Source organism: Pseudomonas sp. R3-18-08 (assembly GCF_003852065.1).
Classification (GTDB): domain Bacteria; phylum Pseudomonadota; class Gammaproteobacteria; order Pseudomonadales; family Pseudomonadaceae; genus Aquipseudomonas.
The window spans coordinates 3486409-3501328 of record NZ_CP027729.1; the positions used below are offsets into that span (position 1 = coordinate 3486409).

The window sequence follows — 14920 nt, forward strand, 5'->3', positions numbered from 1 at the left end:
TCTTAAAAGTGCTTTTTTTCAATAGGTTACACATGAATCCTGATATCCCTCTTCAACTTCTGGGCGGCATCACGGCACGGGAATTCCTGCGCGACTACTGGCAGAAAAAACCGCTGTTGATCCGCCAGGCCATCCCTGATTTCGAAAGCCCGATCGACGCCGACGAACTGGCCGGCCTGGCGCTGGAAGAGGAAGTCGAATCGCGCCTGGTGATCAAACACGGCGAGCGTCCGTGGGAACTGCGTCGCGGCCCGTTCGCCGAAGACGCCTTCGGCACCCTGCCCGAGCGCGAGTGGACGCTGCTGGTGCAGGCGGTCGACCAGTTCGTGCCGGAAGTTGCCGAATTGCTCGAGCATTTCCGCTTCCTGCCAAGCTGGCGCATCGACGATGTGATGATCAGCTTTGCGGCGCCGGGTGGCAGCGTCGGTCCGCACTTCGACAACTACGATGTGTTCCTGCTGCAAGCCCAGGGCAAGCGCAATTGGAAGATCGGCCAGATGTGCAGTTCTGAAAGCGCGCTGCTGCAGCACGCCGACCTGCGCATCCTCGCCGAATTCGAAGAAAGTGCCGAATGGGTGCTCGAGCCGGGCGACATGCTGTACCTGCCGCCGCGCCTGGCGCACTTCGGCATCGCCGAAGACGACTGCATGACTTACTCGGTGGGCTTTCGCGCCCCAAGCGCCGCCGAAGTGCTGACCCACTTCACCGACTTCCTCAGCCAGTACCTGACCGACGAAGAGCGCTACACCGACGCCGACGCCCAACCGGTCAGCGACCCGCACCAGATCCAGAGCGACGCCCTGGACCGCCTCAAGAGCCTGTTGGCCGAGCACATGAGCGACGAGCGCATGCTGCTGACCTGGTTCGGCCAGTTCATGACCGAACCGCGCTACCCGGAGCTGGTGGCGGGTGAAGAGTTGGGCGAGGACGATTTCATCAGCAGCCTGCAAGACGGCGCGATCCTGGTACGCAACCCGAGCGCGCGCATGGCCTGGTCGGAAGTGGACGACGATGTGCTGCTGTTCGCCAGCGGCCAGAGCCGTTACCTGCCGGGCAAACTGCGCGAACTGTTGAAACTGGTGTGCTCGGCAGACGCCCTGCACAACGAAAATCTGGGCGTTTGGCTGGCGGACGAAGACGGTCGCGACCTGCTGTGCGAACTGGTCAAGCAAGGCAGCCTGGGGTTTGCGGATGAATAAGATTCACGTAAGTGTCGCGGACTGGCGAAAGGATATCGACGAGATTCGGCGCATTCGTGAAGCGGTATTTATCGCTGAACAATCGGTTCCACCTGAACTGGAGTGGGATGCGGACGACGCCGGTGCGATGCATTTCCTGGCATTCGAAGGCGACTTTCCGATTGGCACCGCTCGCTTGCTGCCCAGCGGCGAGATCGGACGCGTATCGGTGCTCAAGGACTGGCGCGGGCTTAAAGTCGGCGACAAGCTGATGGAAGCGGTGATCGGCCAAGCCGAGAAGCGTGGCCAGACCCGGCAGTTCCTCAGTGCGCAGGTGTACGCGGCGCCGTTCTACGAGCGGCTGGGTTTCAAGATTGTCAGTGATGAGTTTCTTGAAGTCGGGATTCCGCATGTGGATATGGTGCGCGAGGGCTGAGCCGAGACCGCAGCGCTGCTATCGGGGGCAAGCCCCCTCCCACACTTGATTGGGTTCACAGGTCAAAATGTGGGAGGGGGCTTGCCCCCGATGGCTATTTCAGCAACACCCCAAATGCCCTGCCTTGCCAGGGCATTTTGCCGTCTAGTATTCAACTTGCGACCCGCCAGGCCGACAAACTGGCACTATCCAGCTTTTGACTCGCAGAGATAACGGACATGTCCCTACGCACCCTGCTCACCGCCCTCCTCCTGGCCGCCAGCGCATCGGCCATGGCCGACACCGAAGTGATCAACCTGAGCAACCGCAGCAGCGCCGACCTGCTGCCCGTGGCGCAGAACTTCATCGGCAAGGACGGCACCGTGAGTGCCTACGGCAATCAACTGATCATTAACGCCGCCCCCGGCAAGATCCAGGACCTGCGCACCCTGCTCTCTCAACTCGACACCCCTGCCAAGCGCCTGCTGATCACCGTCGACACCAACGAAAACAATCAGCAGAACAGCGGCGACAGCCAGACCCGCATCATCAGCTACGGCACTACCAGCCGCGATGGCGGCATCCAGCAGATCCAGGCCAGCGAAGGCGTACCCGCGCTGATCCAGGTCGGCCAGAGCGTACCGCTGACCACCACCCAGCAGGACAGCTACGGGCGCCTGCAGAACCAGACCCAGTATCGCAACGTTACCCAGGGTTTCTACGTGACCGCCAGCGTCACCGGCGAGACCGTTCACCTCGCCATCAGCACCAACCGTGACCGCATGAGCCAGGAACGTCCCGATGTAGTGAACGTGCAAAGTACCGACACAAGCGTCAGCGGGCGCCTGGGCGAGTGGATCTCCCTGGCCGGCGTCAACCGCGAAACCCAAGCCGACAAATCCTCTACAACCCGCAGCTACTCTACTCAGGGCCGCGATGACCTGACTTTGCGGGTCAAGGTCGACACGCTGAACTGAAGCACCAAAAACTGACCGCCGAGTCGTCCCGGAACAAATATGTAGTGCCTGAAAAAAAGCACTACAAAACATTTGACGCCCTCAAAAAGGCTGTGCATGATGGCCTCGCTCCCGCTTATCAGGGGCCCTGGCAAGGGCCTTCGAACCCTACAAGACGCGACGACGAGGTTTATCTACATGGCACTGACACGTGAACAGCAAATTGCAGCCCTTGAGAAAGACTGGGCTGAAAACCCACGCTGGAAAGGCGTAACCCGCGCTTATTCCGCTGCTGACGTCGTCCGCCTGCGTGGCTCGGTCCAACCCGAGCACACCTTTGCAAAACTCGGCGCCGAGAAGCTGTGGAACCTGGTCACCCAAGGCGCCAAGCCGTCCTTCCGTCCCGACAAAGATTTCGTCAACTGCATGGGCGCCCTCACTGGCGGCCAGGCAGTGCAACAGGTAAAAGCCGGTATCCAGGCGATCTACCTGTCCGGCTGGCAAGTGGCAGCGGATAACAACTCCGCTGAATCCATGTACCCCGACCAATCGCTGTACCCGGTGGACTCGGTGCCAACCGTGGTCAAGCGCATCAACAACGCGTTCCGTCGCGCCGACCAGATCCAGTGGAAAGCCGGTAAGGGCCCGGGCGACCAAGGCTACATCGACTACTTCGCGCCGATCGTGGCTGACGCTGAAGCCGGTTTCGGTGGCGTACTCAACGCCTACGAACTGATGAAGAGCATGATCGAGGCGGGCGCTGCCGGCGTGCACTTCGAAGACCAGCTGGCTTCGGTGAAAAAATGCGGCCACATGGGCGGCAAGGTACTGGTCCCGACTCAGGAAGCCGTACAGAAGCTGACCGCTGCCCGCCTGGCCGCTGACGTTGCCGGTACGCCGACCATCATCCTGGCGCGCACCGATGCCAACGCCGCCGACCTGCTGACTTCGGACTGCGACCCGCACGACCAACCGTTCGTGACGGGCGAGCGCACCCAGGAAGGTTTCTACAAAGTACGCGCCGGCCTCGACCAGGCTATCGCCCGTGGCCTGGCCTACGCACCGTATGCCGACCTGATCTGGTGCGAAACCGCCAAGCCGGACCTGGACGAAGCCCGCCGCTTCGCCGAAGCGATCAAGAAGGAATACCCGGACCAGTTGCTGTCCTACAACTGCTCGCCTTCCTTCAACTGGAAGAAGAACCTGGACGACGCAACCATCGCCAAGTTCCAGCGTGAACTGTCGGCCATGGGCTACAAGCACCAGTTCATCACCCTGGCCGGCATTCACAACATGTGGCACAGCATGTTCAACCTGGCGCACGACTACGCCCGCAACGACATGACCGCCTACGTGAAGCTGCAGGAGCAGGAGTTCGCTGACGCCGCCAAAGGCTACACCTTTGTGGCGCACCAGCAGGAAGTGGGCACCGGCTACTTCGACGACATGACCACCGTGATCCAGGGCGGCACCTCGTCCGTGACCGCGCTGACCGGTTCGACCGAAGAAGAGCAGTTCCACTGAGTGACTGAGTACACGGCCATTGCGGCCCCAGGGAAGACCTAACCGCAGTGCCGCACAACATCACGCCCCGACTGGTTCGGGGCGTTTTTTTGTTTCAGTCACACCCCAGATCAACTGTGGGAGGCCCCACTACCTCTTCGACGTAGCGCTGTCGCGCAGCAAACTGGGGGCGCCTACAAATATTCTTGGCGCTGAGGTGATCGTTCCCGCGCTCTGCGTGGGAATGCCTCCTGGGACGCTCCGCGTCCCGCCAAGCGCTGCAAGTTTCGGCGATTGCGCACAGGTGACGCGGAGCGTCACGGGCTGCAATCCCACGCAGGAGCGTGGGAACGATCTTTGAATGTGAAATTTCAGTTTTTAACTGAAAAATTAATCCTTTAAAATCAGCGAGTTATTTTAAGTTTGATAAGAGGGGGCTTGCTCCCGATTGCTGAGTGTCAGTCAGCACATCTGTTGCTGATCCACCGCCATCGGGGGCAAGCCCTGATGCCAGTCAGTTAAGGCTTTTGTAGGAGCGAGGCGGGCGGCTAGCCCTTGCTCGCGAAAAACTCACAGGCACCGCGTTCATTCAGAAAGCACGCGTTATCGTTGACGTTTTTCGCGAGCAAGCTCGCTCCTACAGACGGTGGTGTACGCTTTAGCTGACTTGCGTTAGGGCAAGCCCCCTCCCACATTGAATGCAATCAGCCTGAAGATTTTGTGCAAAACCTTGATCCAGAGCGGTATTCGCTGCAGATAAATCGGTTACAAAATCCGTTCCATCAACCGGCGACAATCACACAAGTAACGGCAACTTCCCCCGCCACACGAGAAACATTCGCTTAAACCCTGCGCAAACAATATTCATTATCATTTAAACCATGAAAACTTTCTTACCGGTCAAACAAAACGCAATTGTTCAAAAGCCCGCTAATGCCCATGCTGCAAGGGCTACAGCCCCACAAAGGTGCACTATGTGCTTATTCCATCGAATAATTTCGCCACAGGAATTTTACTTGCCAGGTGTTTAGCCATAAAATCACCGCGATTGATTGCAGTGCGACATATCGTCACTGCATCGTTACTTTTTCGAGCTCAGAGACCTTTGCTCTCTGTTAAGGATTTCCAGCATGACCGACGCGACAGGACTCATGGCCCACAACTGGGGCTTTGCCATTTTCCTCCTCGGTGTTGTAGGCCTTTGCGCTTTCATGCTCGGCGTCTCCAGCCTCCTCGGGTCAAAAGCCTGGGGCCGCAGCAAAAACGAACCGTTCGAGTCCGGCATGCTACCTACAGGTGGCGCCCGCTTGCGGCTCTCAGCCAAATTCTATCTGGTCGCGATGCTCTTCGTGATCTTCGATATCGAAGCCCTCTTTCTCTTTGCCTGGTCTGTGTCCGTCCGCGAAAGCGGCTGGACCGGATTCGTCGAAGCTCTCGTTTTCATAGCAATTCTGTTGGCAGGTCTTGTCTACCTGTTCCGAGTGGGCGCCCTTGACTGGGCTCCGGAAGCTCGTCGCAAGCGGCAAGCGAAGCTGAAACAATGAGGCTTTGGCGATGCAATACAATCTCACCAGGATCAACCCGGACGCTCCTAACGAGCAGTACCCCATCGGCGAACGCGAAACCGTTTCCGACCCGTTAGAAGACCAAGTCCACAAAAACATCTACATGGGCAAGCTGGAAGACGTGCTGAACGGCGCGGTCAACTGGGGGCGTAAAAACTCCCTGTGGCCGTACAACTTCGGCCTTTCGTGCTGCTACGTGGAAATGACCACCGCCTTCACGGCGCCCCACGACATCGCGCGCTTTGGCGCCGAAGTCATCCGGGCATCACCGCGCCAGGCGGATTTCATGGTTATCGCCGGTACGCCGTTCCTGAAAATGGCCCCCATTATCCAGCGCCTGTATGAACAGATGCTGGAACCCAAATGGGTCATTTCCATGGGCGCCTGTGCCAATTCCGGCGGTATGTACGACATCTATTCCGTAGTGCAGGGGGTCGACAAGTTCCTCCCCGTGGATGTCTACGTGCCCGGCTGCCCGCCCCGTCCCGAAGCTTTCCTGCAAGGCTTGATGCTGTTGCAGGAATCGATTGGCAAGGAGCGTCGCCCGCTTTCCTGGGTCGTCGGTGATCAAGGCGTGTACCGCGCCGAGATGCCGTCCCAAAAGGAACAGCGCCGCGAACAGCGAATCGCAGTCACCAACCTGCGCAGCCCCGACGAAGTCTGATCCAGCCCGCTTCTTTTATAGAACGAAAACCTGGCTTCATTCTTTACGTTGACCGAAAGCGATAAAAAACCATGACTACAGGCAGTGCTCTGTACATCCCGCCTTATAAGGCAAACGACCAGGACGTGGTCGTCGAACTGAACAACCGTTTTGGCGCCGAGGCGTTCACCGCCCAGGAGACCCGCACCGGCATGCCCGTGCTGTGGGTTGCCCGCGCCAGGCTCATCGAAGTCCTGACCTTCCTGCGCAACCTGCCCAAGCCCTACGTCATGCTCTATGACCTGCATGGCGTGGACGAGCGTCTGCGCACCAAGCGCCAGGGGTTGCCGAGCGGCGCCGATTTCACCGTGTTCTACCACTTGATGTCGCTGGAACGTAACAGCGACGTGATGCTCAAGGTTGCCCTGTCTGAAAGCGACCTGAGCGTACCGACCGTCACCGGAATCTGGCCGAACGCCAACTGGTACGAGCGTGAAGTCTGGGACATGTTCGGCATCGACTTCCCGGGGCACCCGCACCTGACCCGCATCATGATGCCACCGACCTGGGTAGGTCACCCGCTGCGCAAGGACTTCCCGGCGCGCGCCACCGAGTTCGACCCTTTCAGCCTCACCCTGGCCAAGCAACAGCTTGAGGAAGAAGCTGCGCGCTTCAACCCGGAAGACTGGGGCATGAAGCGCTCCGGCACCAACGAGGACTACATGTTCCTTAACCTGGGCCCGAACCACCCTTCGGCCCACGGTGCCTTCCGTATTATCCTGCAGTTGGACGGTGAAGAAATCGTCGACTGCGTACCGGACATCGGCTACCACCACCGTGGTGCCGAGAAGATGGGCGAGCGCCAGTCGTGGCACAGCTACATTCCGTACACCGACCGCATCGACTACCTCGGCGGCGTGATGAACAACCTGCCGTACGTGCTCTCGGTCGAGAAGCTGGCCGGTATCAAGGTGCCCGACCGCGTCGACACCATCCGCATCATGATGGCCGAGTTCTTCCGCATCACCAGCCACCTGCTGTTCCTGGGTACCTATATCCAGGACGTGGGCGCCATGACGCCAGTGTTCTTCACCTTTACCGACCGCCAAAAAGCCTACACCGTGATCGAAGCGATCACCGGTTTCCGGCTGCACCCTGCCTGGTACCGCATCGGCGGCGTTGCGCACGACCTCCCGCGCGGCTGGGAACGCCTGGTCAAGGAATTCATCGACTGGATGCCCAAGCGCCTGGACGAATACCAGAAAGCCGCCTTGGACAACAGCATTCTCAAGGGTCGTACCATCGGCGTCGCCCAGTACAACACCAAGGAAGCGCTGGAATGGGGCGTCACGGGCCCAAGCCTGCGCGCGACCGGCCTGGACTTCGACTTGCGCAAGGCGCGCCCTTACTCCGGCTACGAAAACTTTGAGTTTGAAGTGCCGCTGGCGGCCAACGGCGATGCCTACGACCGTTGCATCGTGCGCGTCGAAGAAATGCGCCAGAGCCTGAAGATCATCGAGCAGTGCATGCGCAACATGCCGGCCGGCCCGTATAAGGCGGATCACCCGCTGACCACGCCGCCGCCCAAAGAGCGCACGCTGCAGCACATCGAAACCCTGATCACGCACTTCCTGCAAGTCTCGTGGGGCCCGGTGATGCCGGCCAACGAGTCCTTCCAGATGATTGAAGCGACCAAGGGCATCAACAGTTATTACCTGACGAGCGATGGCGGCACCATGAGCTACCGCACCCGGATTCGTACTCCAAGCTTCCCGCACTTGCAGCAGATCCCTTCGGTGATCAAAGGCGAGATGGTCGCGGACTTGATTGCGTACCTGGGTAGTATCGATTTCGTTATGGCCGACGTGGACCGCTAAGCATGAACAGCACGCTTATCCAGACAGACCGTTTCACCTTGAGTGAAACCGAGCGCTCGGCCATTGAGCACGAGCTGCATCACTACGAAGACCCGCGCGCGGCGTCGATCGAAGCCTTGAAGATCGTCCAGAAGGAACGTGGCTGGGTGCCGGACGGCGCCCTCTACGCCATCGGCGAGATCCTCGGCATCCCGGCCAGCGACGTTGAAGGGGTGGCGACGTTCTACAGCCAGATCTTCCGCCGGCCGGTCGGCCGCCACATCATTCGCGTGTGCGACAGCATGGTGTGCTACATCGGTGGCCACGAGTCCGTGGTCAGCGAAATCCAGGCCAAGCTGGGCATCGGCCTGGGCCAGACCACCGCCGACGGCCGCTTCACGCTGCTGCCGGTGTGCTGCCTGGGCAACTGCGACAAGGCGCCGGCGTTGATGATCGACGACGACACATTCGGTGACGTGCAGCCTGCTGGCGTGACCCAATTGCTCGAGGGCTACCCATGACCCTGACATCTTTCGGCCCGGCCAACCTGATCAAGCGTTCGGCCGAGACCCACCCGCTGACCTGGCGCCTGCGTGACGACGGCGAGCCCGTGTGGCTCGACGAGTACCAGGCCAAGAACGGCTATGCAGCCGCGCGCAAAGCCTTCGCCGACATGGCCCAGGACGACATCGTCCAGACCGTGAAAGACGCCGGCCTCAAAGGCCGTGGCGGCGCAGGTTTTCCCACGGGCGTGAAGTGGGGCCTGATGCCCAAAGACGAATCCATCAACATCCGCTATCTGCTGTGCAACGCGGATGAAATGGAGCCCAACACCTGGAAAGACCGCATGCTGATGGAGCAACTGCCCCATCTGCTGATCGAAGGCATGCTGATCAGTGCCCGCGCGCTGAAAACCTACCGTGGCTATATCTTCCTGCGCGGTGAATACACCACCGCCGCCAAGCACCTCAACCGTGCCGTGGCCGAAGCCAAGGCGGCGGGCCTGCTGGGCAAGAACATCCTCGGTTCGGGTTTTGACTTCGAGCTGTTCGTGCACACCGGCGCCGGGCGTTATATCTGCGGTGAAGAAACCGCACTGATCAACTCCCTCGAAGGCCGCCGCGCCAACCCGCGCTCCAAGCCGCCCTTCCCTGCCGCCGTGGGCGTGTGGGGCAAGCCAACCTGCGTGAACAACGTCGAGACCCTGTGCAACGTGCCGGCGATCATCGCCGACGGCGTCGACTGGTACAAATCGTTGGCCCGCGAAGGCAGTGAAGACATGGGCACCAAGCTCATGGGCTTCTCCGGCAAGGTCAAGAACCCGGGCCTGTGGGAACTGCCGTTCGGCGTGACCGCGCGCGAGCTGTTCGAGGACTACGCCGGCGGCATGCGCGATGGCTACACCTTGAAAGCCTGGCAGCCAGGCGGCGCCGGCACCGGTTTCCTGCTGCCCGAGCACCTCGACGCACAGATGTATGCCGGCGGCATCGGCAAGGTGGGCACCCGCATGGGTACCGGCCTGGCAATGGCGGTGGACAACACGGTGAACATGGTCTCGCTGCTGCGCAACATGGAGCAGTTCTTTGCCCGTGAATCCTGCGGCTTCTGCACCCCGTGCCGTGACGGTCTGCCGTGGAGCGTCAAGCTGCTGATGGCCCTGGAAAACGGTGAAGGCCGCGAGGGTGACATCGAAACGCTGCTCGGGCTGGTCGGTTTCCTCGGCCCAGGCAAGACCTTCTGTGCTCACGCACCGGGCGCCGTGGAGCCGTTGGGCAGCGCAATCAAATACTTCCGCCCTGAATTCGAGGCCGGCATCGCGCCAACCCGCGCGGGCGAACTCACTCAGGTGGTATCACCGACCATGGTCGGTGCGTAACGCTTAAAAAAGCGAAGGGTTCGTGCCCTTCGCTTTTCTCATGTGCGGACGCCTTGATGGCTGTGTAGATGCACATGAATAACAAGATTCCATTAGCCACGCCCGCTGACAACGGGCCAACGAAGAACTTTGAACCATGGCCACTATCCACGTAGACGGCAAAGCGCTCGAAGTCGATGGGGCAGACAACCTGTTACAGGCATGTCTGTCACTCGGCCTCGACATCCCGTATTTCTGCTGGCACCCCGCGCTCGGTAGCGTCGGTGCCTGTCGCCAGTGCGCGGTCAAGCAGTACACCGACGAAAACGACACCCGTGGTCGTATCGTCATGTCCTGCATGACCCCAGCCACCGACAACACCTGGATTTCCATCGACGATGATGAGTCCAAGGCGTTCCGCGCCAGTGTCGTCGAATGGCTGATGACCAACCACCCCCACGACTGCCCGGTCTGTGAGGAAGGCGGACACTGCCACCTGCAAGACATGACGGTGATGACCGGCCACAACGAGCGCCGCTATCGCTTCACCAAGCGTACCCACCAGAACCAGGACCTCGGCCCGTTCATCTCCCACGAAATGAACCGCTGCATCGCCTGCTACCGTTGCGTGCGTTTCTATAAGGACTACGCCGGCGGCACCGACCTCGGCGTATTCGGCGCCCATGACAACGTGTACTTCGGTCGTGTTGAAGACGGCGTGCTCGAAAGCGAATTCTCCGGCAACCTCACCGAGGTCTGCCCGACCGGTGTGTTCACCGACAAGACCCACTCCGAGCGCTACAACCGCAAGTGGGACATGCAATTCGCCCCGAGCATCTGCCATGGCTGCTCCAGCGGTTGCAACATCTCGCCGGGCGAGCGCTACGGTGAACTGCGTCGTATCGAAAACCGCTTCAACGGCTCGGTCAACCAGTACTTCCTGTGTGACCGTGGCCGCTTCGGCTATGGCTACGTCAACCGCGAAGACCGCCCGCGCCAGCCACTGCTGGCCGATGGCGCCAAGCTGAGCCTGGACGCGGCGCTGGATAAAGCCGCCGACCTGCTGCGTGGCCGTAATATCGTCGGTATCGGTTCGCCGCGCGCCAGCCTCGAAAGCAACTTCGCACTGCGCGAACTGGTCGGCGCCGAGCACTTCTACAGCGGTATCGAAGCCGGCGAGCTGGAGCGCATCCGCCTGGTCCTGCAAGTGCTGAACGACAGCCCGCTGCCGGTGCCGAACATGCGCGACATCGAAGATCACGATGCAATCTTCGTGCTCGGTGAAGACCTGACCCAGACCGCCGCGCGTATCGCGCTGTCGCTGCGCCAGTCGGTCAAAGGCAAGGCCGAAGCCATGGCCGACGCCATGCGCGTGCAGCCTTGGCTCGACGCCGCAGTGAAAAACATCGGCCAGCACGCGCTGAACCCGCTGTTTATCGCCTCCCTGGCTGAAACCAAGCTCGACGACATCGCCGAAGAATGCGTCCACGCCGCACCGGACGACCTGGCGCGCATCGGTTTCGCCGTGGCCCACGCCCTTGACGCCAGCGCGCCTGCCGTCGACGGCCTGGACGCTGAAGCCGTGGCACTGGCCCAGCGCATCGCCGACGCCCTGCTGGCGGCCAAACGCCCATTGATCATCGCCGGCACCTCGCTGGGTTCCAAGGCGCTGATCGAAGCCGCCGCCAACATCGCCAAGGCCTTGAAACTGCGCGACAAGAACGGTTCCATCAGCCTGGTGGTACCGGAAGCCAACAGCCTCGGCCTGGCCATGCTCGGTGGCGAATCCCTGGACGCCGCCCTGCAGGCGGTGACCGACGGCAACGCCGACGCCATCGTGGTTCTGGAAAACGACCTGTACACCCGCACCGACGCGGCCAAGGTTGACGCTGCGCTCAACGCCGCCAAGGTGCTGATCGTGGCCGACCACCAGAAGACCGCCACCAGCGAGCGTGCCGACCTGGTGCTGCCAGCGGCCACCTTCGCCGAAGGCGACGGTACCCTGGTCAGCCAGGAAGGCCGCGCCCAGCGCTTCTTCCAGGTGTTCGATCCGAAGTACATGGACGCCAGCATCCTGGTTCACGAAGGCTGGCGCTGGCTGCATGCCCTGCGCGCAACCCTGCTGAACCAGCCGATCGACTGGACCCAGCTCGACCACGTCACCGCCGCTACCGCTGCAAGCGCACCGCAGCTGGCGCGGATTGTCGATGCTGCCCCGTCCGCCTCGTTCCGCATCAAGGGCCTGAAACTGGCCCGTGAACCGCTGCGTTATTCCGGTCGTACCGCCATGCGCGCTGACATCAGCGTGCATGAACCGCGGACCCCGCAAGACATCGACACCGCGTTCGCCTTCTCCATGGAAGGCTATTCGGGTTCGGCCGAACCACGTCAGCAGGTGCCGTTCGCCTGGTCGCCGGGCTGGAACTCGCCGCAGGCCTGGAACAAGTTCCAGGACGAAGTCGGTGGGCATATCCGCGCTGGCGACCCGGGCACCCGCCTGATCGAAAGCACCGGTGACTCGCTGAACTGGTTCGCTGCCGTACCGCGTCCGTTCAACCCGGCCCCGGGTACCTGGCAGGTGGTGCCGTTCTTCCACCTGTTCGGCAGCGAAGAGACTTCTTCCAAGGCCGCGCCGGTTCAAGAACGCATTCCAACCGCCTACGTGGCCCTGGCCAAATCCGAAGCCGACCGCCTGGGCGTCAACGACGGTGCCCTGCTCAGCCTGAACGTGGCCGGCCAGACCTTGCGTCTGCCGCTGCGCATCAACGAAGAGCTGGGTGCCGGCCTGGTTGCACTGCCTAAAGGCATCGCCGGTATTCCTCCAGCGATCTTTGGCCAAACCGTTGACGGTCTGCAGGAGGCAGCGCAATGACCTGGTTCACCCCTGAAGTGATCGACGTGATCATCTCGGTCGTCAAGGCCATCGTGATCCTGTTGGCCGTGGTCGTCGCGGGCGCCCTGCTCAGCTTCGTCGAACGTCGCCTGCTGGGCTGGTGGCAGGACCGTTACGGTCCGAACCGCGTTGGCCCGTTCGGCATGTTCCAGATCGCTGCCGACATGCTGAAGATGTTCTTCAAGGAAGACTGGACCCCGCCGTTTGCCGACAAGGTGATTTTCACCCTGGCACCGGTCGTGGCCATGAGCGCCTTGCTGATCGCCTTTGCGATCATCCCGATCACCCCGACCTGGGGCGTGGCCGACCTGAACATCGGCTTGCTGTTCTTCTTCGCCATGGCTGGCCTGTCGGTGTACGCGGTGCTGTTCGCCGGTTGGTCGAGCAACAACAAGTTCGCCCTGCTGGGCAGCTTGCGTGCCTCGGCGCAGACCGTCTCCTATGAAGTGTTCATGGGGTTGGCGCTGATGGGCATCGTGGTGCAGGTTGGTTCGTTCAACATGCGCGATATCGTCGAGTACCAGGCCCAGAACCTGTGGTTCATCATTCCGCAGTTCTTTGGCTTCTGCACCTTCTTCATCGCCGGCGTGGCCGTGACTCACCGTCACCCCTTCGACCAGCCGGAAGCGGAGCAGGAACTGGCCGACGGTTACCACATTGAATATGCCGGCATGAAATGGGGCATGTTCTTCGTCGGTGAGTACATCGGCATCATCTTGATCTCGGCCCTGCTGGTCACGCTGTTCTTCGGCGGCTGGCACGGTCCGTTCGGCATCCTGCCGCAGTTGGCCTTCTTCTGGTTCTTCTTGAAGACCGCGTTCTTCATCATGCTGTTCATCCTGCTGCGCGCCTCGATTCCGCGCCCGCGCTATGACCAGGTGATGGATTTCAGCTGGAGATTCTGCCTGCCGCTGACCCTGATCAATTTGCTGGTGACGGCCGCCGTCGTGTTGTTGAACACGCCAGCAGCCGCGGTTCAGTGAGGATTTGACCCATGTTCAAATATATTGGCGACATCGTTAAGGGTACCGGTACCCAGTTGCGAAGCCTGGTGATGGTGTTCGGTCACGGCTTTCGCAAACGCGACACCCTGCAATACCCGGAAGAAGCGGTATACCTGCCGCCGCGCTATCGCGGCCGCATCGTGCTCACCCGCGACCCGGATGGCGAAGAGCGTTGCGTAGCCTGCAACCTGTGCGCCGTGGCGTGCCCGGTGGGTTGTATCTCCCTGCAGAAAGCTGAAACCGAAGACGGTCGCTGGTACCCGGACTTCTTCCGTATCAACTTCTCGCGCTGCATTTTCTGCGGCCTCTGCGAGGAAGCTTGCCCGACCACCGCGATCCAGCTCACGCCGGATTTCGAGATGGCCGAGTTCAAACGTCAGGACCTGGTGTACGAGAAAGAAGATCTTTTGATTTCCGGTCCCGGTAAAAACCCTGATTACAACTTCTATCGTGTTGCAGGTATGGCCGTTGCCGGTAAGCCCAAGGGCGCCGCACAAAACGAAGCCGAGCCGATCAACGTGAAGAGCTTGCTGCCTTAAGGAAGAAAGATGGAATTCGCTTTCTATTTCGCATCGGGTATTGCAGTGGTGTCCACGCTTCGCGTGATCACCAACACCAACCCCGTGCACGCCCTGCTCTACCTGATCATTTCGCTGATCGCCGTGGCCATGACCTTTTTCGCCCTCGGCGCACCGTTCGCCGGTGTGCTGGAAGTGATCGCCTACGCCGGCGCCATCATGGTGCTGTTCGTGTTTGTGGTGATGATGCTCAACCTCGGGCCGGCCTCGGTCGCCCAGGAACGCGTCTGGCTCAAGCCCGGCATCTGGCTCGGCCCGGTTGTGCTGGCAGCGCTGCTGCTGGGTGAACTGCTGTATGTGCTGTTCGCTCACCAGAGCGGCCAGGCCATCGGCCACACCACCGTAGACGCGAAAGCCGTGGGCGTCAGCCTGTTCGGCCCGTACCTGCTGGTAGTCGAACTGGCGTCGATGCTGCTGCTCGCCGCAGCCATCACCGCCTTCCACTTGGGCCGCAACGAAGCCAAGGAGCAATGA

General features: G+C 60.8%; 13 protein-coding genes. All 13 read left to right on the top strand.

Annotated elements, in window-relative coordinates; genetic code table 11:
• Positions 1-32: 32 nt before the first annotated feature.
• Positions 33-1199 (top strand): cupin domain-containing protein, encoded by a 1167-nt coding sequence (locus C4J92_RS15935; RefSeq protein WP_124404545.1) that lies wholly within the window; start codon positions 33-35, stop codon positions 1197-1199.
• Positions 1192-1614, top strand: a complete 423-nt coding sequence (locus tag C4J92_RS15940) for a GNAT family N-acetyltransferase (RefSeq protein ID WP_124363296.1) — start codon at positions 1192-1194, stop codon at positions 1612-1614. Before C4J92_RS15935 ends, C4J92_RS15940 begins: the two co-directional genes overlap by 8 nt.
• A 218-nt stretch (positions 1615-1832) precedes the next feature.
• A complete protein-coding gene (locus C4J92_RS15945) occupies positions 1833-2570 on the top strand; it encodes a secretin N-terminal domain-containing protein (RefSeq protein WP_124404546.1) in 738 nt (245 codons plus the stop codon).
• A gap of 177 nt (positions 2571-2747) precedes the next feature.
• Positions 2748-4073 carry an isocitrate lyase gene (gene aceA, locus C4J92_RS15950; RefSeq protein WP_124404547.1) on the top strand — a complete coding sequence of 442 codons (1326 nt, stop codon included), beginning with the start codon at positions 2748-2750 and terminating at the stop codon, positions 4071-4073.
• Between the two features lie 1109 nt (positions 4074-5182).
• On the top strand, positions 5183-5596 hold the full coding sequence (locus C4J92_RS15960; protein ID WP_003192109.1) for an NADH-quinone oxidoreductase subunit A: 414 nt from the start codon (positions 5183-5185) through the stop codon (positions 5594-5596).
• A 10-nt stretch (positions 5597-5606) separates the two neighbouring features.
• A complete protein-coding gene (locus C4J92_RS15965) occupies positions 5607-6281 on the top strand; it encodes an NADH-quinone oxidoreductase subunit B family protein (protein ID WP_124367418.1) in 675 nt (224 codons plus the stop codon).
• A 71-nt stretch (positions 6282-6352) separates the two neighbouring features.
• Positions 6353-8137, top strand: coding sequence for an NADH-quinone oxidoreductase subunit C/D (gene nuoC, locus C4J92_RS15970; protein ID WP_124367419.1), 1785 nt, complete (start codon positions 6353-6355; stop codon positions 8135-8137).
• Positions 8138-8139: 2 nt separating this feature from the next.
• Positions 8140-8637: an NADH-quinone oxidoreductase subunit NuoE gene (gene nuoE / locus C4J92_RS15975; protein WP_124404548.1), complete on the top strand. Its 498-nt coding sequence runs from the start codon at positions 8140-8142 to the stop codon at positions 8635-8637.
• Positions 8634-9992 carry an NADH-quinone oxidoreductase subunit NuoF gene (gene nuoF, locus C4J92_RS15980; protein ID WP_057024316.1) on the top strand — a complete coding sequence of 453 codons (1359 nt, stop codon included), beginning with the start codon at positions 8634-8636 and terminating at the stop codon, positions 9990-9992. The genes nuoE and nuoF overlap by 4 nt, the downstream gene beginning before the upstream one ends.
• Positions 9993-10128: 136 nt before the next feature.
• Positions 10129-12843, top strand: coding sequence for an NADH-quinone oxidoreductase subunit NuoG (gene nuoG / locus C4J92_RS15985; RefSeq protein ID WP_124371076.1), 2715 nt, complete (start codon positions 10129-10131; stop codon positions 12841-12843).
• A complete protein-coding gene (nuoH, locus tag C4J92_RS15990) occupies positions 12840-13847 on the top strand; it encodes an NADH-quinone oxidoreductase subunit NuoH (protein ID WP_003174724.1) in 1008 nt (335 codons plus the stop codon). The genes nuoG and nuoH overlap by 4 nt, the downstream gene beginning before the upstream one ends.
• A gap of 11 nt (positions 13848-13858) precedes the next feature.
• On the top strand, positions 13859-14407 hold the full coding sequence (gene nuoI / locus C4J92_RS15995; RefSeq protein WP_003174725.1) for an NADH-quinone oxidoreductase subunit NuoI: 549 nt from the start codon (positions 13859-13861) through the stop codon (positions 14405-14407).
• Positions 14408-14416: 9 nt separating this feature from the next.
• The gene (nuoJ, locus tag C4J92_RS16000; RefSeq protein WP_065884950.1) at positions 14417-14920 is read left to right on the top strand and encodes an NADH-quinone oxidoreductase subunit J; all 504 of its coding nucleotides are present in this window, start codon (positions 14417-14419) and stop codon (positions 14918-14920) included.